This window comes from Vibrio astriarenae (genome assembly GCF_010587385.1).
In the GTDB taxonomy this organism is placed as follows: domain Bacteria; phylum Pseudomonadota; class Gammaproteobacteria; order Enterobacterales; family Vibrionaceae; genus Vibrio; species Vibrio astriarenae.
The window spans coordinates 1365208-1390071 of record NZ_CP047476.1 but is presented as its reverse complement, the minus strand read 5'-3'; the positions used below and the strand labels follow the sequence as shown (position 1 = coordinate 1390071).

General features: G+C 45.7%; 24 protein-coding genes. 11 read left to right on the top strand and 13 right to left on the bottom strand.

Translation table 11 applies throughout. The features are described from left to right. Positions 1-29: 29 nt before the first annotated feature. From GT360_RS20495 to GT360_RS20465, 7 genes are all read right to left on the bottom strand, one after another. The gene (locus GT360_RS20495) at positions 30-482 is read right to left on the bottom strand and encodes a copper chaperone PCu(A)C (RefSeq protein WP_164650787.1); all 453 of its coding nucleotides are present in this window, start codon (positions 480-482) and stop codon (positions 30-32) included. A gap of 9 nt (positions 483-491) precedes the next feature. Continuing rightward, positions 492-1064, bottom strand: coding sequence for an SCO family protein (locus GT360_RS20490; RefSeq protein ID WP_164650786.1), 573 nt, complete (start codon positions 1062-1064; stop codon positions 492-494). After that, positions 1061-1483, bottom strand: a complete 423-nt coding sequence (locus tag GT360_RS20485) for a hypothetical protein (protein WP_164650785.1) — start codon at positions 1481-1483, stop codon at positions 1061-1063. The genes GT360_RS20490 and GT360_RS20485 overlap by 4 nt, the downstream gene beginning before the upstream one ends. Positions 1484-1503: 20 nt before the next feature. After that, on the bottom strand, positions 1504-2424 hold the full coding sequence (locus tag GT360_RS20480) for a polyprenyl-phosphate transporter (RefSeq protein WP_164650784.1): 921 nt from the start codon (positions 2422-2424) through the stop codon (positions 1504-1506). Positions 2425-2522: 98 nt separating this feature from the next. Beyond that, a complete protein-coding gene (locus GT360_RS20475) occupies positions 2523-3236 on the bottom strand; it encodes a flagellar brake protein (protein ID WP_164650783.1) in 714 nt (237 codons plus the stop codon). 275 nt (positions 3237-3511) lie between these two features. Next, positions 3512-4642 (bottom strand): HlyD family secretion protein, encoded by a 1131-nt coding sequence (locus GT360_RS20470; protein WP_164650782.1) that lies wholly within the window; start codon positions 4640-4642, stop codon positions 3512-3514. Next, a complete protein-coding gene (locus GT360_RS20465) occupies positions 4642-5022 on the bottom strand; it encodes a DUF3302 domain-containing protein (protein WP_164650781.1) in 381 nt (126 codons plus the stop codon). Before GT360_RS20465 ends, GT360_RS20470 begins: the two co-directional genes overlap by 1 nt. A 228-nt stretch (positions 5023-5250) precedes the next feature. Between GT360_RS20465 and GT360_RS20460 the strand changes: the two genes are divergently transcribed. The 4 genes from GT360_RS20460 to GT360_RS20445 are packed head-to-tail and all read left to right on the top strand — an operon-like array spanning position 5251 to position 9298. Then, a complete protein-coding gene (locus GT360_RS20460) occupies positions 5251-6204 on the top strand; it encodes a YbgA family protein (protein WP_164650780.1) in 954 nt (317 codons plus the stop codon). Beyond that, positions 6194-6979, top strand: coding sequence for a MerR family transcriptional regulator (locus GT360_RS20455; protein WP_164650779.1), 786 nt, complete (start codon positions 6194-6196; stop codon positions 6977-6979). The genes GT360_RS20460 and GT360_RS20455 overlap by 11 nt, the downstream gene beginning before the upstream one ends. Before the next feature lie 10 nt (positions 6980-6989). Beyond that, positions 6990-8396, top strand: a complete 1407-nt coding sequence (gene phrB, locus GT360_RS20450; RefSeq protein ID WP_164650778.1) for a deoxyribodipyrimidine photo-lyase — start codon at positions 6990-6992, stop codon at positions 8394-8396. Continuing rightward, complete coding sequence (locus GT360_RS20445; RefSeq protein ID WP_164650777.1) at positions 8396-9298, top strand: L,D-transpeptidase family protein; 903 nt, start codon at positions 8396-8398, stop codon at positions 9296-9298. Before phrB ends, GT360_RS20445 begins: the two co-directional genes overlap by 1 nt. Before the next feature lie 89 nt (positions 9299-9387). Here the strand turns inward: GT360_RS20445 and GT360_RS20440 are convergent, their stop codons facing one another. After that, complete coding sequence (locus tag GT360_RS20440; RefSeq protein WP_164651187.1) at positions 9388-9648, bottom strand: Lpp/OprI family alanine-zipper lipoprotein; 261 nt, start codon at positions 9646-9648, stop codon at positions 9388-9390. Between the two features lie 398 nt (positions 9649-10046). Here GT360_RS20440 and GT360_RS20435 point away from each other — a divergent pair, with 398 nt between their 5' ends. The 5 genes from GT360_RS20435 (at position 10047) to pstB (ending at position 15484) form a co-directional block, all read left to right on the top strand. Continuing rightward, on the top strand, positions 10047-11381 hold the full coding sequence (locus tag GT360_RS20435; RefSeq protein WP_164650776.1) for a DEAD/DEAH box helicase: 1335 nt from the start codon (positions 10047-10049) through the stop codon (positions 11379-11381). 586 nt (positions 11382-11967) lie between these two features. After that, positions 11968-12789: a phosphate ABC transporter substrate-binding protein gene (locus tag GT360_RS20430; RefSeq protein ID WP_164650775.1), complete on the top strand. Its 822-nt coding sequence runs from the start codon at positions 11968-11970 to the stop codon at positions 12787-12789. A gap of 92 nt (positions 12790-12881) precedes the next feature. Further along, the gene (gene pstC / locus GT360_RS20425; RefSeq protein ID WP_164650774.1) at positions 12882-13814 is read left to right on the top strand and encodes a phosphate ABC transporter permease subunit PstC; all 933 of its coding nucleotides are present in this window, start codon (positions 12882-12884) and stop codon (positions 13812-13814) included. Positions 13815-13818: 4 nt separating this feature from the next. Beyond that, positions 13819-14682, top strand: coding sequence for a phosphate ABC transporter permease PstA (gene pstA, locus GT360_RS20420; RefSeq protein WP_164650773.1), 864 nt, complete (start codon positions 13819-13821; stop codon positions 14680-14682). Between the two features lie 52 nt (positions 14683-14734). Beyond that, entirely contained in the window at positions 14735-15484 is a 750-nt protein-coding gene (gene pstB / locus GT360_RS20415; RefSeq protein ID WP_164650772.1) for a phosphate ABC transporter ATP-binding protein PstB, read from the top strand. Positions 15485-15598: 114 nt separating this feature from the next. Here pstB and GT360_RS20410 read toward each other — a convergent pair whose 3' ends face one another. From GT360_RS20410 to GT360_RS20400, 3 genes are all read right to left on the bottom strand, one after another. Then, positions 15599-16657, bottom strand: a complete 1059-nt coding sequence (locus GT360_RS20410) for a GGDEF domain-containing protein (protein WP_164650771.1) — start codon at positions 16655-16657, stop codon at positions 15599-15601. A 38-nt stretch (positions 16658-16695) separates the two neighbouring features. Then, positions 16696-17175 carry a putative pterin-binding protein gene (locus GT360_RS20405; RefSeq protein WP_164650770.1) on the bottom strand — a complete coding sequence of 160 codons (480 nt, stop codon included), beginning with the start codon at positions 17173-17175 and terminating at the stop codon, positions 16696-16698. Positions 17176-17354: 179 nt separating this feature from the next. Beyond that, positions 17355-18725 (bottom strand): YjiH family protein, encoded by a 1371-nt coding sequence (locus tag GT360_RS20400; RefSeq protein WP_164650769.1) that lies wholly within the window; start codon positions 18723-18725, stop codon positions 17355-17357. Between the two features lie 244 nt (positions 18726-18969). Here GT360_RS20400 and GT360_RS20395 point away from each other — a divergent pair, with 244 nt between their 5' ends. Both GT360_RS20395 and GT360_RS20390 read left to right on the top strand, forming a co-directional pair. Further along, a complete protein-coding gene (locus GT360_RS20395) occupies positions 18970-19590 on the top strand; it encodes a hypothetical protein (RefSeq protein WP_164650768.1) in 621 nt (206 codons plus the stop codon). 190 nt (positions 19591-19780) lie between these two features. After that, positions 19781-21049: a peptidoglycan DD-metalloendopeptidase family protein gene (locus GT360_RS20390; protein ID WP_164650767.1), complete on the top strand. Its 1269-nt coding sequence runs from the start codon at positions 19781-19783 to the stop codon at positions 21047-21049. A 79-nt stretch (positions 21050-21128) separates the two neighbouring features. Here GT360_RS20390 and GT360_RS20385 read toward each other — a convergent pair whose 3' ends face one another. Together GT360_RS20385 and GT360_RS20380 are read right to left on the bottom strand one after the other, a co-directional pair. After that, positions 21129-23507 (bottom strand): VolA/Pla-1 family phospholipase, encoded by a 2379-nt coding sequence (locus GT360_RS20385; protein WP_204274585.1) that lies wholly within the window; start codon positions 23505-23507, stop codon positions 21129-21131. 17 nt (positions 23508-23524) lie between these two features. Beyond that, on the bottom strand, positions 23525-24745 hold the full coding sequence (locus GT360_RS20380) for an outer membrane protein transport protein (RefSeq protein ID WP_164650766.1): 1221 nt from the start codon (positions 24743-24745) through the stop codon (positions 23525-23527). Positions 24746-24864: the final 119 nt, after the last annotated feature.

The following is a 24864-nucleotide window of genomic DNA, read 5'->3' as shown; positions in this document are numbered from 1 at the left end:
TCGCCCTTGTTGTAATTAAATGGTAACGTTTAGTGATGGTGATGCTTCATACCTTGCATCACTTTCTTCACTGGGGCGTCAAAGTTAATCTTTTCTCCAGTCAATAGGGTCAACTCTACCGAGAGTTGCTCACCCATTTTTAATGGTGCATCAAGGTTAAACAGCATGATGTGCTCGGCACCGGGCTTGAGCGCGAATGTCGCTTCGCTCGCGATAGTAAAGCTCTCTACTTGACGCATCTTCATGACGTCCCCTTGTTGCTCCACCGTATGCAATTCTACTGCCCCCGCTCTTTCTGTTTTGGCTGAAGCCACAACAACCTCTTTATCAGTAGTGTTGTGCAATTTGGCAAACACGGCACTGGTCGTCACATTGGGTGGCGTCGCGCGCGCGTAGGCGTCACTGATAGATAAAGATGGGGCTGCGAAGGCATGGCTAGCATAAAGTGTCATTAAGGCAATAGAGCTGACAAGAGTGCGCATATTGGTTCCTTAGGGTGTTGTCATTGTTTTAATGGCTGCGAGCACAGGTGCAGGAGACAAAGCGTGAGGGACCTTCGTCACCAATTGCCCTTGTGCATCAATGAAATAGAAATAGGAGTTGTGATCAAGCGTGTAATCTAGCTCTGAACCCTCTAGCTCAGTTTTTTGGAAAATGACGCCATAACGTTGAGCAAGTTGCTGTGTCACCTCTAAACTGCCACTCATTCCTTCAATCGCAGGGTGAAAATACTGGGCGTATTGATGAGCAAGGGCGGCGTCATCTCTGTCCGGGTCTAATGAGATAAATATTGGGCGAATCTGAGCCAGTTCTTGTGGCTCAAGTTGCTTGAGTGCCCCAGACAGCATGGCCAGAGAGGTAGGACACACATCAGGACAGCGAGTAAAACCGAAGTAGATAATCCTAACGCGGCTATCATTGGGGTCAAACAGCTCAATATTGTCGTTATTCGCGCTTGCGAGTGTGGCGCTAACGCTGTCTTTTTCTGAAGAGTCATGGAGCCAATACTGAGCTCCCAACCCAATGGCAAACGCCAATGGGAGTAACCAAATCCATTTCTTCATCGTTGCATCCTTATTCCAGCATAAACCCTGTGACTGCCATCTGACACTTCCCCATACCAAGTCATCTTCTCCAAGGTACAAACCGGTAAGATAACCTCTCCGGTAAAGATGTTATCGCCACGTGATTGTAGTAATAATCGTATCTCTCCCATTTCCATCTCGTGCCCTTGAAGGCGAACCGACAGAGTTTCAGCTTGAGTTGGCCAGTTCACTGTAAGCGTCGCAGGGGTTAATGGTGTAACGGAATCAACACTAAGTGTTACCGTCGTATCGTCAATTGAACATGGTGATGTCGTGGCAAAGCAGGTAGGGGGGGAAATGGAAAGCTTAGATTGTTGATATGCTTTGATGGCTGGCATCGTGAAGAAACCAGCCATCATGGTCAGTGCAATGACAATGAGCGAAATCCCTGCTCTCATGCATCATCCTTATATTGTGATCAGTGTTGTTGGCGGTCAGCCACCTTCTCTAAACCCAGTACCAGACCTATTGCTAATGCCGCAGCGACAATGGCATAGAGCAAGTGAGCGGGCTCGTTATAAAGTGCTTCAAAACTAAATGGACTTAGATTAATTTGCTCGAGGGGTACTTGCTCGCCACTAGAGTTTGTACGCCAGCTAACCGTCTCTTTCCATGGCCATATTTTAGGTAATGTCCCTATCATTAAACCAGTCAAGAAGGTTAAAGTGAGGTCTCGGTAACGGTTTAGTAACCAAGAAAGCAGGTGTGAGAAACAAAGCAAGCCCGTGATGCATCCGGTTAAAAATAGCGCAAGGACACCAAACTCTGCCCCTTTCACTGCAGCCAGTACAGGCGTATACATGCCAAGTAGCAGGAGAATGAAGCTGCCAGAGATACCGGGTAAAATCATCGCACAAATAGCAATCGCACCACAGATCAGAAAGTTGATGGAGGTAGGTTCAAGATCCAGTGGTTTTAATACTGTAATCACAAATGCAAATCCAACGCCAAGCAGTAGGAACAATCCGGTCTTGATATCGCGCTGTTTCACTTGCTGCATGACGTGGTAGACCGATACAAGAATCAGCCCGAAAAAGAATGACCACAGAGGGATTGGGTGTGTCTCCATCAACCAAGAGATCAGCTTGGCTAATGTCGCAATACTGGTGAGTACACCGCCGAATAGTGTCACGAGGAAGGTGCCGTTAATTGATTGCCACGCACCTTTCATTCCCTCTTGTTTGAGGGTTTTGATCAAGCTTGGGTTAATGCTACGAATACTGTTAAGTAGTTTGTCGTAAATACCAGTGATAAACGCGATAGTGCCGCCAGAGACACCGGGAACAACATCGGCTGCCCCCATAGCGATTCCTTTAAGAAACGTTGTTAAGTAATTCATATTGAGTTTGTTAAATCTTTTGATGCAGCAAGTATACCCAAGTGGTGGTACTCGGGTATAGGTAAAGTTTTTGCAAATGTGTATGTGAGAAGCTTGGCTTAACGTAATGTCAGCTTGCTGCCATTAAACTTAAGGTTGGCGAGCAGGAACTTGGCATTTTCTCGTCCTTTTTCATCAAACTGAACACCGTAGCGCGCATGAAAGCTGGAGCGCTGCAGGTTACATACCCGACCATAGAGAGGCGCGAAATTTTTCTGCTGTCCTTGAGGCATTAAAAAGGAAATTTCAACCATATCACCGACTTGGTACGGTCGTGCAAGCGGTGTGGTGATAAAGCGGCATCCGCCTTTCGATAGATCGCGCACCTCACATTCCGCTTGTTGGTCCTCAGAGCGCACTCGTCCAATAAGATTGACATCATAGCGCGGCTCTTTGCGCAGTTGCTGTACCTTCATTGTTCGAGGAACGGAGAGTGCGATGTAGGGTAGAGGGTCGCTGACGACATGCTCAATTTGTGCTCTAAAATGAATGACGGCACCTTCACCCCTGGGTGAAATTGCTCTGACGTTGACCCAGAAACCTTCTTGAAAATAGTTGGCTAAATCATCCTCAGACATCATCGGTGGCTCGATCATGACCATAGTGTCAGAGTGGGTACCGATAAAGTTGGCTGCGATTCTAAAGGTTGTTCCTACTGGTGTGGTAATGTTGATGGTCATCTCACTGCTGTGTTCTACCATCGCCAGCGCGTCGATACTGTTTAGTGTAGATACCTCATTTGCAGGTTTTCTCACTGATGTTGTAAGCCCCATTAAGCCTTCCCCGCTTATCGAGATATTTTTATATTTATATGTGTGCCTGTGTGATTCCACCAAGCCGTTATATGTGCGATACCCCTAGCCGAGTATGCAACTTGTAATAATGCCGTCATTCTATGTGGGATCTTTGTTCCAGAAAACAGCTTATTGAGCAATCAATGGTTAGATTTATTACATTTTGTAACATAGATCACGTGAATGCATGTTAATACAAAAAGCCTGACGAGAAAATAGCCAGGCTTTTGAGTGGGATGGTCTGTAGAAAGAGATTAGTGGTCTAAGTAGAGATAGTTTTGCCAACTCTTCATACGAATAAGCACTTTACGCATGATAGAAACATGTGAGAATTTATCTGAGTAAACAGCCACCTCAACCGCGGTACCCATCGGCAGGTCGAACTCGGTTAGATCTTCAGTCAGTTTTAGTGTCACGAACACGCGTCCATTGGTTTTGAGGGCATCGGTACCAAGCAGTTGCCCTCTCGCCTGAATCTGACTCTCGCCTATCGCAGGCAACACTTCTTTGACTTCACCTTTGAAGACACGTCCTGGTATTGCTCTAAATAGAAACTCTGCCTCATAGCCAGTCTTTAAGCGTTGCAGTGAGTTTTGACGAAACGCGCCAGTGTAGAGTACCTCTTCAGTGTGAATGAAGGTCATCACTGGTGCGAGTGGTAATGGGACAGCCATCACACCGGGACGCAAGGCAATCTGTGTCGCATAGCCATCGGTAGGCGCCGTTACGACGGTCTGCTCTAGGTTAAATTCTGCTTGTCTGAGTTCGGCAAGTAATGACGCGACTTGTGTGTTTTCTCCACCAATTTCAGAATCAAGCGCGATTTCGGCTTGTTCTTGGTTGGCATAGGCGACCTCAAGTGCCGCTTGTGATGCTTTGTAAGCTTGTCGACGAGTATCAAGTTGTTGCTCGGTAAACGCACCTTTATCGAAGCCACGTTGATAACGTTGGAACTCGCGTAGTGCTTTATCGCGCTCAGCTAGTGCTTGCTCAACAGCGGCTTTGGTTTCTACTAGATTCGACTCGAGCCCAAGCGCTCCTTGACTTGCCTCTTTAATTTTTGCCTTAACTTTTGCAACTTCAGCGGCAAATGGCTCAGGGTCAATTTTGAATAGAACATCCCCTTTCTTAAGTGGTTGATTCGGCTCAACTGGCACCTCGATAACACGACCACGTACGCCTGAGACAATAGGGGTTGTCGTAAACACCTGGTTACCAATTTGAGTGAATGGATGGTTGTAGTTCATCAAAAGGATGAGCGTACCCACTAAAACAACTCCGCCTAATACTGCCGTCGGGACTGTCCACTTATTAAGGGGAATATTAAAAATCTTGAATATGGCGATGCACAGCGCCGCGTAGGTCATAACGAGTAGTAAATCCATTACTGCTCCTCCTCGGTGTTTTTCTGTATAGACACGTCGGTGGTTCGACTTTTCTTAAGTTGCTCCACTTCTTTTTGCAGCGCGTCAACTTTATCAATGAGCGTGTCTACACGGTGGTGCATATCATGTTGCTCGGCCTCAAGTTTCTTAAAACCCCAACCTCGCTCTTTTCTCCACAGCGTCGCCCATATCCACAAAAATGGCCATATTGCATGCAGGGTAAAAAGGCTAACCCACCCTGCATAGTGAATCGCATCTTGATGTGGGTGTTCGCGATCTTTGGCGATTTCGTAGGGAATATCGTGAATGACGATGATGCCGTAGAAGATCACTAGTGCGACAAAAACCAGCAACCCTAACGCGAAGTAATCTAGAAACATGTGACTTCCTTGTTAATTGTCCTCAATGTTTAGTATTTGGTAAAAGGATTGTTAAAGCAATGACTTGTTGAACTTTTATTTCTGTTTCTGTTGCTTTGTGCACATAGGAAAGTCAGAGGCTTCTTACACAAAGAGAAAACAACCATGTTGTACAAAAAAAAATATTGTACAAATATGGTTTTTCCTACAATACTTATACAAAAATATAACTTGTACATGGAGTGCAGTATGGAAGCGGAAAAAGTCAGAATTGGTATTAGTTCGTGTGTATTAGGGGAGAAGGTGCGCTTCGACTCGGGTCATAAAATCAGTAATTTTGTCACGAAAGAGCTGTCCCCTTACCTTGATTTTGTTTCAGTGTGTCCAGAAGTCGGTATTGGTCTATCCGTCCCCCGACCGACTATCCGCTTAATATCCAACGAGGAACGCATTGCACTTGTGGAGACCAAGGATGAGACCAAGGACTACACGGAGAGCATGTTGTCTTTCTCACACAATACAGTCGATCAGTTAAGCCAAGACAAGCTTTGTGGGTACATCGTGTGTGCGAAGTCACCAACGTGCGGCATGGAACGCGTCAAAGTCTATAAGCACAAGCGTGCCGATAAAGAGGGCATTGGTATGTACACCGAAGTGCTGATGACGAAAATGCCCTGGCTGCCTGTTGAAGAAGATGGTCGATTAAACGACCCGGTTTTAAAGGAAAACTTTATTACGCGTGTCTATAGCCTTCAAGACTTTTACGATTCAATGGGGGATGAGGTCACCGCTGGTAAAGTGGTTGCCTTTCACTCACGTTACAAGCTCTCTCTTATGGCGCATGACCCTTCGTCATACAAAGAGCTTGGTCGTTTGGTGGCCAACGTGAAAGAGTATGACACGGAAGAGTTTTATCAGAAATACCGCCTCGGGTTCATGTTGGCGATGAAAAAGAGAGCCAGCCGCAAGAATAACACCAACGTACTGATGCATATTCAAGGGTACTTCAAGAAGTATTTGGATAAGCAGCAAAAAGCGGAGTTGGCCAAAGTGATTGACGAGTATCGCACTGGTATTTTGCCGCTACTCGCACCGCTCACGTTAATCAAACACTACATCAGTACTTACCCTGATGAGTATTTAGCTAACCAAAAGTATCTGGAACCTTACCCGCAGGAGTTACGTTTACGCTATGGGCTGTGAGAGTAAAAAATACGCGATTAGAGAGATATCAGAACTTACCGGAGTCAAGCCTGTCACGCTGAGAGCTTGGCAGCGTCGGTATAGTCTTATTCAGCCAGAGAGAACCGACAAGGGGCACCGTCTATATACAGAAGCACACCTAGATATCATAAAAGAGATTCAAGGTTGGCTGGCAAGAGGTGTAGCAATTGGCAAGGTGAAAGACCTTCTCGGCAACCCTGATATCGCCCCTAATATTGATGAGCCACCGCAAGCGCTTGAGCATGTGGAGCCTATATTGACGGCGCTTGCGGAAATTAAGGCAGCGAAGGTGGACTCTTTGGTGTCATCTGCTTTCAAAGATTATCCTTTGCAGCAGGTGGAAGATCTTTTAATTGCGCCAGTCATGGAAGCACTGATTAGAGTGAAAGGCAGCAGTCGGTCGGTACAAAAGGCGCTGTTTCAAAGCGTCATGCTTGGTCGTCTCTCCTCGATTATTGAGTCGGAGAACAAGGCTGCCCACAAAGGGCATACCTTAGTGGTTAATCTCGATATGGTGGGTAGCGTTTACGCTTGGTTGTGGTGCATGAAAATCGCTGAGACCGGCCAAAGGGTGACGATGCTCGATGGTGTTGATGATCCGGCGGGTTTGCTTGATATCGGTGTTAATTTCAGTCAATTGTCTTTGTTTTCTAACCGAGCATTGCCGGAGGCCACAAAAGAAACGATTGCTCAGCTCAAGCTTAATTGGGAGAATAAACTAGTCTGCTCTCCTATGATTGAGCATCTTATGTAAGGAGTTCACCATGGAGTTAGTTTGGTTTCGCCGCGATCTGCGGGTGGATGACAATCCAGCACTATTGCAGGCGATTCGTTCAGGTAACCCGGTGCTGGCACTCTACGTTGCGACTCCCTTACAGTGGCAACAGCATAAAATGGCACCGCGGCAAGCAGACTTAATATTTCGCCGTCTTGGCGAGCTACAAAATGATCTCAAAGATTTGGGTGTCCCACTTCTTTATGAAGAAGTCGATGACTATCAACAAGCCGTTGAGCAGATACAACGGATATGTCAGACACACTCAATAACCTCGGTGCATGTGAATAATGAATATGAACTCAATGAGGTGATTAGGGATGAACGGCTACGTGAGGCGTTAGCTGATGCGAATATGGTATTGCATCAATACCATGCTCGATGTTTGACTATTCCTGGTAGCGCGTTGAACAAGCAAGGACACTACTTCAAGGTTTTTACCCCGTTTAAGAAAGCGCTGTTGGCTCAATGGCAACCTAGCGCTATTGAGAAAATAGAGCCGTGTCAGGCTAACTCTGCGTTAGATATTGTTACTCAAGAGTGGGGCAACGCTCAGCACTCTTTTCGATACCCAAGAGAAAACAGTCAAGCTTGGCCCGTCGCGACTCGAGATATACGCCAGCAGCTACGAGACTTTTGCTCTGATACTGTGCAGATTTACCAACAAGAACGCGACTTCCCCGCTCGCTCCTCCACCAGTAAACTGTCCGCATACCTAGCGATTGGCGCTTTGTCTCCAAAGCAATGTGTGGCACGTCTATACGCCAATGGCGAGCATCTTTCTGAGGGAGGGAGCACATGGCTTAGTGAGTTAATTTGGCGCGATTTTTATCAGCATCTCATCTACTTTGAGCCCAAACTGTGCAAACACAAAGATTTTGTAGAATGGGCGCCGCGAATTCAATGGCTCTATTCACCAGAGTATTTACTGAGCTGGCAAGAAGGTCGAACAGGTTACCCTATCGTCGACGCAGCGATGCGTCAGTTGAATCAAACTGGATGGATGCATAATCGATTAAGAATGGTGGTGGCGAGCTTTTTGACGAAAGATCTACATTTGGATTGGCGTCTGGGCGAGGCGTACTTTATGTCTAAGTTGATTGATGGTGATTTTGCTGCCAATAATGGCGGTTGGCAATGGTGCGCATCAACGGGATGTGATGGGCAGCCGTACTTCCGGATTTTTAACCCGATAAGTCAAGGGGAAAGATTTGATGCTCAAGGAGAGTTTGTCCGACAGTGGATACCAGAGTTGAAGGAGGTGCCCAATAAGTTCATCCATGCACCATGGAAGTATTCAGAGTTTGACAATGTTGATTATCCACCGCCAATAGTTGATCACAAAGCCGAAAGAGAGATAACCTTAGCACTATATAAAGAAGCGAAGGATCTCTAATGAAGTTGCGTAAGTACTTGTCACTGTGCTGGTTATTGAGTGCATCAGCGTGGTCGACGACGTATAGCTTGCCCCCAGAGGGCAGTAACATTGTTGGCCGTACTCAATATCATGTTATTGAGCAAGGGGAAACGTTAGCAAATATTGCGAAGCAGTATGACGTTGGCTTTTTGTCTTTAATGGCGGCCAACAAAGGGGTCGACCCGTTCCTTCCTCAAGCTGATCATGTGCTGACGATACCGAGCCAAATTATATTACCCCAAGCGGAGCGAAAAGGTATCGTGATTAACCTGGCAGAGCTTCGATTGTACTACTTTGACCCTGACGAAGAAGTGGTCCACATCTTCCCGGTAGGTATCGGTCGAGTTGGGCGTGATACACCAGAGATGAAGACTCGTATCAGCCAGATGCGTGAAGCGCCGACATGGACACCCCCACAGTCGGTGAGACGCGATTACCTCGCGAAGGGTATCGAGTTACCTGCTGTTGTGCCGGCTGGCCCTGACAATCCGCTGGGAGAATACGCAATGCGCTTGGCCTATGGGCATGGCGAGTATCTGATTCATGGTACTAACAAAGATTTTGGAATCGGCTTGCGCGTCAGCGCTGGGTGTATTCGCATGGAGCCTAAAGACATTGAGTGGTTGTTTTACCAAGTGGATAAAGGCACCAATGTGCGCATTATCGATGAGCCGGTAAAAATGACTTTGGAACCCGATCGCAGTGTGTTTGTTGAAGCGCATGAGCCGCTGACTCGCAGCGATGGCACTAAGAAGGACTTAGAGATCCCATTGGAGTTGCGCTGGTGGTTAGATGAATATGGTTTGTCTGATAGCAAAACCAGAGCTGTACTAATGGCACAAAACGGTGTCCCAGTTGAGGTGGTGGAGTCTCAGCTTTAAAGTTTGTATCAATATTGATACCAAATGTTCAGATAAAAAAAGAGCCTGCAACTGCAGGCTCTTTTTATGGAATCTTGCTGTCTAACAAATTACTTAGTGTAAGACTGTGCAATGTTGTCGATACGCTCGTTAGCGCGTGCCGCTTCTTCTTGTGCAGACATAGCTGCGTCGTTTGCTTTCTGAACGTCAGCAGCGTACATAGACTTCAGTGAAGAAACGTCTTGGCTAAGTTGGTTTACTTGCGCGTTTAGCTCGTTCAGTTGAGCAGTTGTCTCTTCATCTGGACCTGACGCACAGCCAGCTAGTAGAAGTACAGAAGACGCTGCAGCTGCGATTAACATTTTGTTCATCATGAACTCCTTGCATATAGATTTAGGTATCAATTAACGCCCTATACATTCTTTTTATATAGTGACACAAGCAATTGTAGACATAATCTTGCTTAACACAAAGCATAGAAAAGCTAAAAAAACCAAGAATTTAATTAAAACGCAAATAAGTTGATCTTGATCTCAAAAATGATTAAAAAAATTAGCATACGAGTCGATCTTTTAACCTTTACTTGCTAAGGGTCGTTAAAACTATCGAAAATTCAGTAGCTAACGGATGTTGCGAGATTGTTTGAATTGTCAACAGGCAAATTTAGTCACCTTTTAGTGCGAGAGCGACTAAAATCGAACTAGATTTGGGTAGTTCACGCTTTTGTTGTACTATTACGCGCTTTTTTAAAATTCGTTGGAGACAGCTTTTGCAGTTTAAAGATTTGGGCCTAGACAACCGCCTACTAAAGACACTTAACCACTACGATTTCCGTAAGCCTACGGACATCCAAAAACAGGCTGTGCCTGTGGCGATTGCAGGTAAGGATTTGTTGGCTTCGTCGAAAACAGGCTCAGGCAAGACACTGGCATTTGTTTTGCCAATGCTGCATAAAGCGCTTAAGTCAAAAGCGTTCTCCGCGAAAGACCCTCGAGCTGTGATTCTTGCCCCTACGCGAGAGTTGGCTAAGCAAGTATATGGTGAGCTGCGCTCTATGCTGGCTGGCTTGTCATACGAAGCGACGTTGATTCTTGGCGGTGAAAACTTTAATGACCAAGTAAAAGCGCTGCGTAAATACCCGAAGTTTATCGTTGCAACACCGGGACGCTTGGCTGACCATCTAGAACACCGTTCTCTATTCCTTGATGGCTTAGATACATTAGTCCTTGATGAAGCTGACCGTATGCTTGATCTTGGCTTCGCACCAGAGTTGCGTCGTATTCATAAAGCGGCAAAGCATCGTCGTCGCCAAACACTAATGTTCTCTGCAACGCTCGATCATGCAGAGGTCAACGATATTGCTTCTGAGATGCTTAATGCCCCCAAGCGCATCGCGATTGGCGTGTCGAATGAAGAGCACAAAGACATCAATCAACGCTTCTACTTATGTGACCACCTTGATCACAAAGAAGCGATATTGAATCGTGTACTCGAAGAAGCGGAATATAAGCAGCTGATTATCTTTACCGCAACACGTGATGATACTGAGCGTTTGTGCGCTAAGTTGAATGAGAAGAAGCTCAAAGCGGTAGCACTGAGTGGTAACTTGAATCAAACGCAGCGCAATACGATCATGAGTCAGTTTGAGCGTGCAGTATTCAAGATTTTGGTGACTACCGATGTCGCATCACGCGGTTTGGACATTGCGAATGTCACGCACGTGATCAACTTTGATATGCCAAAACACACCGAAGAGTATGTACACCGTGTTGGTCGTACGGGTCGTGCGGGCAACAAAGGGGATGCGATTTCATTGGTCGGTCCGAAAGATTGGGCTAGCTTTAAACGTATTGAAACCTACCTGCAACAAGACCTCGCTTTCTCTGAGTTAGAGGGTTTGAAAGGTAAGTTTAAAGGCATTAAACCACGTAAGCCTGATTTCCGCGGAAAGAAGGTGGATAACACCAAAGCAAAAGCGAGCAAGAAACCAGCGCAGAAGAAGAAACCTGTTAAGCGCGACAAAAGCTTTTATAAGCATGTTGCGGTGGGTGACGCAGTGTTCGTACCTAAAAAGAAAATTGCACCGAAAGTGGATGATGAGTAGGTAGCACGCACGACTTATAAAAAGGTGACCATTGGTCACCTTTTTTTGTTCATCGATCTCTGTTCAATCGATATGTATTGGTGAGTTCTGATTTCGTTCGGACTGCCATTATCTAAATATTCGGACAACGCACTTAAGTTTGAGCAGATAAATGGAACAAAATGTTACACAGCAATCCTGCTCTATCGCATCACAAAGGCGCTTTTTGTGTTAGTGATATGTTTTAGTTTTGCTCATAGTCACTCGTGTTTACTGTCTGAACAAATAATGACGAATGATTGACAGTTAGTGGCTTTGCACCTGTTAAATCAAGCCTTCCTTCAAAGGAAAAGCAAATGAACAAACTTATTCTTAGTCATTTTTACGTTTATGTTACGACCAATGTTAATAGATACTTAAGAAACGTGACTCTAGTTCTATTATTGCAGGGTATTCTTGGGTGAGTCTCTCAAAAGAGGCGTCGGTAATTTTTGTGTCACATGTCATTGATGCTTCAATTAAGTGAAATATAACTGTCACATTAGCAGCCTAAAGTGGGCACCGTTCATGAAAACAACGGCAATGGTGCCAACAAAGGAAATTTGTGATGAAAAAGACAGTTATCGGTGCAATGGCACTTCTAGGCGCAATGGCAGTGACTACAGTTTCTGCTAAAGAAACAATCTCTGCTGTAGGTTCTAGCAGCGTAACTCCACTGATGGAAGTTTTCTCTGAAACATACATGAAGACTAACGACAACGTATTCATCGAAGTACAAGGTCCTGGTTCTTCTGCAGGTGTTCGTGCTGCTAAAGCAGGTACAGCTGACCTAGGTATGTCTTCACGTGCTCTTAAGGAAGATGAAAAAGAGCCATCTCTAGTTGAACTGACTGTTGCACTTGACGGTATCGCAGTTGTTGTTAACCCAAACAACAACATCGAAGGCCTAACTGCTGACCAGGTTACTGCTATCTACAAAGGTGAAGTATCTAACTGGAAAGAAGTCGGTGGCGAAGACAAGCCAATCGTTGCTGTAACTCGTGATACTGCATCTGGTACTCGTGGTGCTTTCGAAGACATCATGGATCTTAAGCAAAAAATCTCTGGCCAAACAGTAACGGCTATCTCTCAGCGTGCTCAAGTTGCTAACGGTAACGGTGCTCTGAAAACGATGGTTGCTTCTAACCCATACGCTATCGGCTACATCTCTCTAGGTACTGTTGACGCAACAGTTAACGCTCTACCAATTGACGGTGTTGAAGCATCTGTAGACAACGTTAAGAACGGTTCTTACAAAGTTGCTCGTCCTTTCCTAGTTCTTTACAAAGAAGGCAAGCCATCTGCTGAAGCTCAAAAATTCCTAGACTGGATGATTGATGCTGAAGCTCAAACTCTAGCTGAAGCTAAAGGCTACATCTCAGCTCAGTAATTAGATATACAAATTATTAGTTGCTCAGCCCCCATTTTGGGCTGAGCCTTTTCTGTCTCATCCGTTTTTACTTCGGAAATCGAGAATTCAATATGACCATCGCAACAAATAGTGAAAAGCTTATGAACACTGAAGCTAATGCTATCAATAACTCAGGTCTACGCGAGAAAAAGCGTGTAGATTGGAGAGAACGTATTTTCCACGGTCTGTTCTTGACCAGTGCTGTTATCGGTATTGTATCTCTAGCAATCATTGCTTATTTCATCGTTCGTGAAAGTATTCCTGCTTTCCAACAAGTAGGTGTAACTGGCATTGTATTAGGTCAAAACTGGCTTCCACCTGCACTATACGGTGTTGCAACCATGATTGTTGCTTCACTGGTGTCGACGCTAGGTGCGGTTGTCGTAGGCGTCCCAATCGGTGTCCTAACGGCGATCTTTATTGCTGAAATCGCGCCAAAGCGCGTTGCAAACATCATTCGCCCAGCGGTAGAGCTACTAGCCGGGATCCCATCGGTCGTCTACGGCTTCTTCGGCCTGGTTATTATCGTTCCACTCATTCAACAAGTATTTAATGTACCAGCAGGTAACACGATTCTTGCAGGTATCATTGTATTGGGTGTCATGATTCTTCCTACGGTTATCACAGTCTCTGAAACATCGATTCGTGCTGTGCCGCGCACATATAAAGAGGGCTCGCTTGCTCTGGGTGCATCGAAAATCTACACCATCTTTAAGCTCCTAGTTCCTGCTGCTCGTTCGGGCATCATGACCGGTGTGATTCTGGGTATCGGTCGCGCACTGGGTGAGACGATGGCAATCATTATGGTGATGGGTAACGCACCAGCAATGCCTGAGGGCATCCTTGATTCAGCTCGTACACTGACTGCAAACATTGCGATTGAAATGTCATACGCAAGTGGCGTTCACGCCAATGCTCTGTACGCAACTGGTGTGGTTCTTCTAGCGTTTATCATGATTTTGAACGCAGCACTGCTTTACCTAAACCGTGAGAAGGCGAAATAAGACTATGGATCGCGTTAAATTAAAGAAATCACGAGATTTTAAAGACCAAGTTCTCAATGCTTTTGTATGGACAGCCGCAGCGGCAACAGTCGGCTTCCTGTTCTGGATTATTTGGTACATCCTGTCTAACGGCTTACAGCACGTTAACTGGGAATTTATTTCAAGCGACTACACACGTACAGGTGCAACACAGGGTATCTTCCCTATGATTGTGTCAACTATCTACATGGTGATTGCATCGATTGCCGTGGCGGCTCCGCTAGGTATTATGACGGCAATTTACTTAACAGAGTACGCAAAGGTAGGTAGCAAGTTGGTGAAAGTGATTCGTTTCTGTACTGAATCACTGGCGGGTATCCCGTCTATCATCTTCGGTCTGTTTGGTATGACCTTCTTCGTGACTATCATGGGCTTTGGTTTCTCGATTTTGTCGGGTGCATTAACGCTAAGCATCTTGATTCTTCCGGTTATCATTCGTACCACGGAAGAAGCACTAATGGCAGTACCACAAACCTACCGTGAAGGCTCTTACGGCCTTGGTGCTTCAAAAATTTACACTATCTGGCGTTTGATCTTGCCAAGCGCAATGCCAGGTATCTTAACCTCGGTCATTCTAAGTATTGGTCGTGTCATCGGTGAATCTGCTCCAGTCTTCTTGACTGCGGGTATGGTTGCTCGTATCCCTGATTCATTAATGGATTCAGGTCGTACGTTAACCGTTCACCTATTTAAGCTAACCACAGAGCTATTCACTATCGAAGAGTGGAATCAAGCTTACGGTACAGCAACGGTTCTGATTGTCGTGGTGTTGGTCATCAACATGATCACCAAGCTCATCGCGAGCCGATTCAATACAGCAACTTACTAAAATGCACTCATAGCGCAATTGACACGAATTTAAGATTTAAGAGATTAAGAAAATGAACAAGTTTGATATTGAAAACCTAGACCTATTCTACGGCGATAACCAAGCACTTAAAGCAATCAACCTACCGATCCCGACTAAGCAAGTGACGGCACTTATTGGTCCGTCTGGCTGTGGTAAGTCGACGCTGCTTCGCTGTCTGAACCGCATGAACGATCTCATTGAAGGCGTAAAGATCACAGGTAAGCTAGACATGGATGGTACTGATATCTACGGTAACATCGACGTCGCTGACCTACGTATCAAAGTCGGTATGGTTTTTCAAAAGCCAAACCCATTCCCGATGAGTATCTATGAGAACGTTGCATACGGTCTGCGTGCTCAAGGTATCAAAGACAAAAAGCACATTGATGAAGTGGTAGAAAACTCTCTTCGTGGTGCAGCACTTTGGGATGAAGTGAAAGATCGTTTGAAGTCGCACGCATTTGGCCTATCTGGTGGTCAGCAACAACGTCTGTGTATTGCTCGTACAATCGCAATGGCACCAGATGTTATCTTGATGGATGAACCAACATCAGCACTTGACCCAATTGCAACGCACAAGATTGAAGAGTTGATGGAAGAGCTTAAGAAAGACTACACCATTGTGATCGTGACTCACTCAATGCAACAGGCTCGTCGTATTTCAGACCGTACAGCCTTCTTCTTGATGGGTGAGCTGGTTGAGCATAATGATACAGATGTGATCTTTAGTAACCCGAAAGACGACCGTACACAAGGTTATGTAAACGGCGACTTTGGTTAATCGAATTTACTGGCATATAACACTATAACTATAAGCGATGGTACTCTTGCCCTTCTTTATGAAGGGCTTTTTTACGTTCAAGGCTAGTGAAATGATCTGATTCTAGGCTAGCTTTTACGAGTACGAGCCAGTTGCTCGAAAGGCTTTGGGTCGAGCAAACTTCATTTCATACATATTCTGGTCGGCGAGGGTAAGTAGCTGCTCGATGTCATCGGAGTCTAGTGGGTAGCGAGCGATACCGATGCTAGTGCCAACCTTTACCTGTGTACCTTCTTCCAACCATACCGGTTGATTAAAGCAGTGATCGATGTGGCTGAGTAGTGGATTGATCTCGTAGTGGTGGCAGCTCGCGATTAGGATAGAAAACTCATCCCCTCCCATCCGATACACTTTAGCGTCATAGGGCTGAATAGTCTCTAGCAAGCGTGTTGCTATTTGCACCAGTGTTTCATCACCTGCCTGATGGCCATGGCTATCATTAATTTCTTTAAAACCGTTTAAGTCGAGGATAAGAAGGGTAAATTCACTGTTTTTCTGCATGTTTTTTAGCGCTTCAACAAACGCCAATCGATTCGGTATGCCGGTGAGTGAATCAGTCCGAGAAAGTTTACGATGATGACTTGCTTCTCGATAGAAGATATAGCTAATCAGCCCAGTGCAAATCAACATAGCAGCGAGTAAGAGTAACTGAACAATAGTTAATGTATTCACTTGTTCTACTCGAGCTAAATGCTTGGGGCTGTTTAGACGGTAGTTATGTGAGATAAATTCGGTAACCGCGGCATAGATGGCGTTAAGTCGGGTAGAAAGCTGCTCTGCTTCGTACTGAGTACTCACTTTTGCAAGATACGGTTCTATCTGTTTGAAGTTAGCAAATTGACGACTGAAGAAGTCTTTATAGCCGTGTTCAGTGACAAAAGTACGTGATTCACGACTGCTAAGAAGGATGTCAAAACGGCTCCATGTGAGCTCATAGTGGAGAATGACGTCTTCCTTCTTGTTGCCGGGCAGGTAGGAGTATGAACTTATTGCTGTGAGTTCGGTGAACTCCTTGACCAGTTGATAGAGAAACCACTGGGCTTCGTTTTGATGGTTGGTATAGCTTTTGGCGAGCTCTTTAGTGGTAACGAGCAGATAGATGTTCGCCGCAATTAATGTGATAGATAACACCATGAGGACAGATTTCGTTTTGAACAAGAACCCCTGCAACATTACTTTAGACCACTCAGCTTGTTGTGAAAGCGTATATCACTGATTTGCCACACCATCTTTTCGTAGTAAATGTGGTTATCTAGGGCAGGATAACGTTTTAAGTCAAATACAAACCAATAGGGGCCTTTTTCCCTCACTCTCATCTCACGCCCGTTCCTTTTATAGGCGATGATTGGATTAAAATGAGTGATGTCACTCCAATCAACATCTGCACGATAGTCGTTAAGGGCACTGAGCGTGATGTATGCCGGTGTGGCAATTTGATATTGCTGGATTAAATCCTGCAAACGAAAACCAACAAAGCTTTGCTCGTCTGCATACCAAGGCAGAGAAGTAGAGAAGCTGTATATAGGCAGGCGATTTTCTATCTCTGAATATGGCAGTTGCAGAGACTTTCCCTCAGCAAGATGCAGCGTTAAGGGCTTGGTGAGGGCGGGGGTTGAGATAATGAGGCATAAAATGAATAGCCTAATAGTCATGGCAGTCTTCCCTGATTACCTGCTAATTCAAAATAGGAGGTAGGAATTCTATCACTAAAGGTTACTTAAATGTTAACATTTGTTGTCTTCAGAATATCTATCTTTGATAGTCGTGCATTTCCACAATAAAAAAGCTCGAGCAGGACTCGAGCTTTCGAAGAACAGATAATATCGCTTTATCAGAATATTAGGTGAGCCACACCAGCAATAACAGGCAGTGTCACTAATGTACGTAAGATAAAGATTAGGAACAGTTCACCGATGTTTACCGGGATTTTGCTACCTAGTAACAGTGCACCCACTTCTGACATGTAAATTAACTGGGTGACAGACATTGCAGCGATGACGAAGCGTGTCATCTCACTATCAATTGAAGCTGCAAGAATCGCAGGAATAAACATGTCCGCGAAGCCAACCACAATAGTTTGTGACGCTTGTGCAGCCTCTGGAATACCCAGTAACTCTAAGAATGGGATAAATGGCTGACCTAAGAAGGCGAATACGGAAGTGTATTCAGCAATTACTAAAGCAATAGTCCCCAGTCCCATGACAACTGGAAGCACACCGAACACCATATCAATAGCATTTTTCACGCCTTCACTGGTCACAGATATCGGTGATTTTACTTGGCTTGCCTTAAACATGGCGAGCTTTAAACCCCAAGAGAAAGTGGTATGGCCTTCCGGTAGTAGGTTGTCATCTTTGTTTGGCGCTGTACCGTCGATAAACAGGTCTTTTTTACGACTTAACGGAGGCAGGCGTGGAACAATGACTGCTGCGACGAAACCCGCTAAACAAACCGCACCGTAAAACGGTAGGAAGAGGTACTCTAATTCTACCTGGGCAATAACCACTAAGCTGAACGTGATTGATACCGCAGAGAACGTTGTGCCAACAATAGCGGCTTCACGTTGGGTATAGAACTGCTGCTCGTACTGCTTACTTGTCATAAGAATACCCACGCTACCATCGCCTAACCACGATGCAATACAGTCGATTGCACTACGACCAGGCAAATTGAAGATAGGGCGCATGATCTTACTTAACATAGTGCCAAACAGCTCTAGAAGGCCAAAGTTGAGCAGCAGTGGTAGTAACAAGCCTGCAAAAATAAACACTGAAAACAGCGTTGGTAGCAGGCCTTCAAGCACAAGCCCACCGGTGTTCTCTTCCCAAATGGCTTCGGGGCCAAACTGGAAGTAGGTCATCACAACAGCAAGACCACCAATCACTCGCACCGCTAACCAAAGTGGTGAAGGGGACAGCAAATCATTGAGAAATTCGTTTCTAGCTATAAAAGCCGGCTTTACCACTCGGTAAAGTAAAGAAGCTATCGCCATAAATGCGATGATCGCGGTGACAAGTGGAACAATGATACCTTCCATTGCACCTTGAAGAGATTTTGCCAATATCGCCACAGGGATAGTCAGGTCACCGTTAAAGCTAACCGGAGCCATGAATAGAAACAGGCCGATAAGTGATGGGATTAAGAATACCCAAAATGTTGATTTAGTGTGTTTTTTATTAAGTATTGATGCTTGGTCTTGCATGGCGTGACTCATATAACTGCAAATTATTGTTGTTATCTGACGACGGAATATTTATGCACAAATGATTCGCTTTTAGTCATTGGCGCAGATAATATACGGAAATAGGGTTTTCTGGCAATAGATATTCACATCAATTTGCTAAATATGCAGTGATATATGTTGCAAAAAAGTAAATGTCTCACCTTTCTATTTTTCTTTGGCTAATGTAACGTACGGATTACTAAACCTTTATGAGGAAATGGCCATGGGGCGCCGTATTTTTAATATCCCGGTATTATTGTTCATTCCACTTGTGTTGCTTTTTATAGTGATTGTAGCGGGTGTCTATCGTTTTACATTAAAAGACCAAGAAATAATGGATAAGTTTGCTGCCGCCCAGGTAAGTGATCCGGTTGTTGAACAGTTGTTTGATCTAAGGTTGCCAGTTGCTTTGGTGATGCCGTTGCCCGAGACTCTAGCAAATGCGGTGTTTACCCAGTTTCACCAAGAGCACCAACTGGCGAGTGCCACCTATGATTCTGGGCAGGAGCGAGGCATCGTGACAATAAGCAAACACCCACAGTTGCCAGTGCCACTAAAGCTCGGCCAGGGTGTGTTGGCGATTGCCACGGTGAGCAATCAGGGCTCTGGTCTATTCTCTTACCTCGTCTCATTTGGCCTTGACCGTCAGCGTACCCGCTTGGTTACCCTTGATAGTCACTTTTTAGGTGACAGAATCAATGTCACGGACCTGCTCAATGAAGCTGATCACATTTCTATCATTTATTTTGAGCATGCCCCACAGCAAGCGATGGCAGATGAACCGACACAAAAAGTAGAAAAACAACTGATTGTCAATGATTTGGGCAAAATTACACAAAAATAACTTCTGTCAATAAGTGTAAAGAGTTCAAACAAGTGTTCTATGGTCATGACTTTTTGTTAAAAAAACGCTATTCTGGCGAGGTTTTTCATCCTGCGATTTTTATGTTTTTGCTATCAGGATAGCGGGTCATACCAAACCTTGAGACGGTATAATTGTGTTTTTTAGAAATCTAACAAAGAATTTTTCGAGCATGAGCTACAAAAAGAAGTTTGCTCTGTGCTCCTCTCCGATATTGCTGGCGGGCTTATTAGGCTTGATACCTGACTCCAGCAATCAGCAAACCGTGGCGATCAACATTGATACTAAGCCACTGTCACAACAACCTCAGCCAGAGATCATTGAAGAAGTCGATTTTCCTAGCTATGAATACGTTATCCAAAAAGGCGATAACTTAAGCTCCATCTTTACTAAACTTGGCTTCGGCTATCAAGAGATGATGCAAGTCATGGAAACCGACTTGAGTTACCTCTCTTTGGATACCTTGCGTCCTGGTAATACTTTGCGTTTTTGGAGTGAAGAAGATCACCGCTTGAGCAAAATGATGCTTGAGTTTAGTCCAGTCGATAAGGTTGTGTATACCAGGCTCGACGATACGAGTTTTGAATATCAGCGTATTGAAGAAGAGGGCGTGTGGGAAAATCGCGCCTTTATCGGCGAGGTGCATGGCACGTTTTCTCAATCAGTTAACGGTTCGGGCTTAGGTAATACGGATGTCGAGAACGTCGTGAGCTTACTAAAAGATAAGCTTAACTTTTCTCGTGATCTACGTGCAGGTGATCGTTTTGAGATTGTGCAGTCACGTCAGTCTTATGAAGGCAAGTTAACGGGGAATACAGAGATTCAAGCGATCCGCATTTTTAATCGTGGCCGTGAGGTGAGCGCTTACTTGCACAGTGACGGTCAATATTACGATAAAGATGGCGAAAGTCTGCAGCGTGCTTTTCGTCGTAAACCGATGGATGGGAACTACCGCTTAAGCTCTCATTTTAATCCAAACCGCAAACACCCTGTGACAGGCCGTGTTTCCCCGCACAATGGCACAGATTGGGCAACGCCAACGGGCACGCCTATTGTGTCTACGGGTGATGGCGTTGTTGCGATGACGCGTAATCACCCTTATGCGGGTAAGTATGTAGTAATTGAGCATGGTAATACATATAAGACGCGTTACTTGCACCTGAGTAAGATTCTCGTTAAGCAGGGACAAAAAGTGTCTCGTGGACAGCGGATTGGTCTTGCTGGTGCAACGGGTCGAGTCACGGGAGCTCATATCCATTATGAGTTGATGATTCGTGGTCGCCCTGTGAATCCAGTAACCGCAAATATCCCAATGGCGAGCTCAGTACCAAAAGAGGAAATGGCTAAGTTTGTGGCTAAGCGTGATGAGCTTAATGGCTGGTTGAAAGATCAAGAGCTACAACTCGCAAATCAAATTCCTGATGAGAACAATGCGAGCTAAGCAAAGCTGTGAATAGATGAGGAAAATGGCGCTGAAATTATCAGCGCCATTTTTGTTGTCGACGTTCACTCAGCTATTTTTATTCCAGAGTGATAGGGCTGATTGGGAAGTTCAATGCTCCATCTTGAATAAAGTCCACCATGTGAGTCGTCATTGCCGCGTGCGCCGCTTGGTCTGCCAGTGCAGGGTCTTGAGGGAACACAAATGTGCTGTGAGAGCTGATATCGGAGAAGCGAATGAAGTTACTTTGTGCCGGGCTTGTACTTGCGCTATCAATGACATTTAATCCTAGCTTGCTCGCCAACGGCTCCGTGCCTGCAAATCCACGGTTGGGCACGTTGTTTGGCACTGTATCGTCACCAGAGACTTGAGAGAAGTACAATGGAATTGGGTTTTCTAGCAAGTAGGACGCATTCGTAAACGGGTCAATGGAGTCCAGTATCGTTTGAGTCGCATAGGCGAATTGATTGAAACCCGCTTCAAGCGCAGGCACAGCCTCTGGCGCTGCCTGTACAAACGCCGCGTAACAGTCAGATTCACTTAAACTTGCACAAAACGAGGCACTAAACCCTTGATAATCGCTACTCGCCGCGAGGGCGACATTATGTTTGATTAAGTTGCCGTAGCTATCTGAGCCTAAGAGCAGTTCGACGATATGTCCCCCCGAGTTTTTAGCCGCCAAACCGCTAAAGTTAAATAGTGCATCTGCGCTTGGAGCACCTAAGCTGCGGTTGGCATTCGCAACGGTACTGATTGCCACCATCCCGCCAAGAGAGTGACCCACCATGGTTGGCGGCGTTGAGATCAAATCAACATTAGCGAGAGGAGACGAGCCAAGCAACATAGCTTGTTGCGAATAGCTCAAAGCGGCACGTAAACCGAGAATATCCAGCACGCTCTGGCGGAAGTTATCCCTTGCCACAGGAATATTACTGAGGTTTAAGTAAGCGGTGACATCAGCATTTGCCGAGCGCTCTGCATCGAGACTACGTGAGCCATGCAACGGCATATCTATAGTGATAACGGCAATGCCCTGTTGCGCGATATTGGCCGCCATAAAGTAGGCATTTTCTTTGGCCGAGGTGATACCGTGTTGATAGATAGCGACTGGCCAATCTTGGGGAGCCCCTGTCGGTGTAAACAGCAGGAACTCGACGGGTTGCAACGACTTTATTTTGGGGACTGGCGCATAACGCGTGATCAGTCGATCAGCATCTAACGCGGTACCATCCGATTTTGTGAGCTCAAGACCGATGAGCTTAGCTTGTTCCGTCAATTCTGTAGCAAGCATCGTCGTATCAACACCCGCTTCGATCAGCTGCGCGCCAATGGTCGCTTGCTCTTGAGGATCTGCCAGCGCATTACTCACGATAGCCAGGCTCGGCATAGCGGATACGAAAGGTTGACTAGACCAGTCCTCTCCCTGCTCTAGATAGTGCGGTAGCATGACGACGCCCTTAGACACGGTCACCTGATTGCCCGATTGCTGATACAACCCTTGTAACGTCTGTTTAAGGTCGAGGGGGGAGTGACTATCAAAGAAGGTAGTAAAATTGGTATCGGCGGCTAAAGCGGTGGCGTAATCCTCTGAAGAAGTGAATTGTAACGTGTAAGCTGTTGCGAGATTGACGTCATTCGGGTTGGCTGCATCCTTCCAAATAGCACCAAGGTTGCCTTGTGATAGCCCTAATGCGGTCGCTCCTTTAGTGGCGAAGAAGGTTTCACCCACCGATTGAGTTGAGAACCACGTAGAGTAGATGATGGTGTCAGCATCTACGCCAACCGCCGAAAAGAGGGCTTCGGTACCCTGGGTGACGGCTTGCAAGGTCTTCAGTGGCTCATCAGAATACGCAGTTCTTGTCGATTTGAGTGCAGCATAACTGCTGGATGTGCCAATAGGTTCTCCACCTTCATCATCAATGTCGGATGTGACAGCTAAAATGTACTCACTGGCTGGGTTGAGCTCCTTGCCTTGCAATACGATGGATAACGAGTCACTTGCTGAGTTACCAACAACGATATAGTCGGTGCCCTGTTGTAAGATTGTTTTAGGTTGGGGTGAGCCAGTTAATCCCTCTGTTAACTCAACAAGGTGAACGCCAGAGGTTAGGACACCATCAGGCAGACCAGCGCCAGAAAACGATAGCGTAATGGGCATTGAGGTTGACCAGCCGTCCATAGTGCTCATAGCGGCTGCGGGGTTGGATAGACTGTCATCACCTTTGGTTGGCAGGTCGAGTGTCCCGTCAACGGTATTCATTAGTGTATAGCTTGGAAGGGGAACGCTCGCGTCACTGCCTTGCAGTGTAAAAATGATGCTCGTATCTCTATCTAATGCCGCCTGTATGTGAGCTTCATATTGGCCAGAGCTCGAAAGCTCACTTGAAGAATCGTCTCCACAACCGGCTATGACAAGTAAGGCAGTAGATAGGGCTGTAAGCTTAAATAACGGTTTCATAATGCAATCCTTGCCTTTTAGAATTTATAGTTTGCTTGAATAGCGGTGATGTAGGCTAAACCTTCAGATTCGAAATTAAAGGTTTCACCCACGGAGTTCGTCTCAGTGAAGGAGCCGTCATCACTGACCACAAGGGCAAACCCAGCGTCGAAAGACCAATGGTTGTTGTGTAAATAAGTTGCCCCTATGCTGTACCAATACCTGTCACTATCAGGAATGCTAAGTGTTGCCTTTCCGGCTTGTTCATCGAAAGCAAACCCTAGTCGCCCGATCCATTGCTCATTGAAGTTGATTGTGGTGCCGATTGAGTAGCGGCTGCTGTCATCGTATTCTTCGGGTTTGAAAAAACAGATTCTGTTATCACACTCTGGAGAGGTCGCTTTCAGCTCTTTGAATGCACTCCACTCTGTTCTGAGATAGCTGTAGTGAATTGCAAAGGTATCGTTGAGTTGATGAAAACCAGATAGCTCCCAAATAGCGGGTAAGTCGACAACGAGCTGTGCCTTTTTCTTAGAGCCATCTGTATCAGTGAAGTCACCATCATCGAAATCAATTTCGACCTCTGAACGATAGCCAAAGCCAAAGCGATGGTTCTCATTGATTTCGTACATGGCTCCAATGTTCCAACCCCAGCCAAACGTATCGCCTTCCATGCTGATGAGTAAGTCTGAGCGATTCCTTCCGAACAGTTGGCTCAGGTCCCGACCAAAATGACGATTCAATTCTGCGTGGGCGTATACTAGGTTTAAACCTGCCCCGATGCTGAAGTTATCGTTTACTCTATAAGCAACAGAAGGGTTGATGTTGACTGAGACCAATGATGTGTCGCCAGCCATGTCTCCCGCAGCGATGTCATCGGGATAGTCCGTTGCCACACCATACGTGGTGAACATACCAATGCCCCACGCCCACTTTTCGTTGATTGGGCTCAGATAATATCCGGCAGGGACTACTTGCAGTGGCGCGACATCATTGGATCTCTCCATGTTGGTTGTGTCGTATATGTCCACTTCTGGGTCAATAATTGATATTGCTCCCGAAAACATAGCGCGATCAAATCTTGTCATCGCTGCAGGGTTGCGAGCAATCACGGATGCGTCTTGTGCTACCGCGGCCTCTCCAGAGAAGGCGCGGCCAAGGCCGGAGGCGGAATGCTCTGCAACTTGAAAGCCAGCAGCATGGGCTTGAAAGCTAGCAAATATTGCTAGCGAGAGCGTAGAGTAGTGTCTTATCTTCATTAATCAGATCTCCAAGGATCGGGTATTATTATTCCATTGCGCCTTAAAGTTAATGATATGTTAATAATTTGTCAAAGTTCATCTTGCTTTTATTTTACTTTCGAAGCTTTGATTTAATT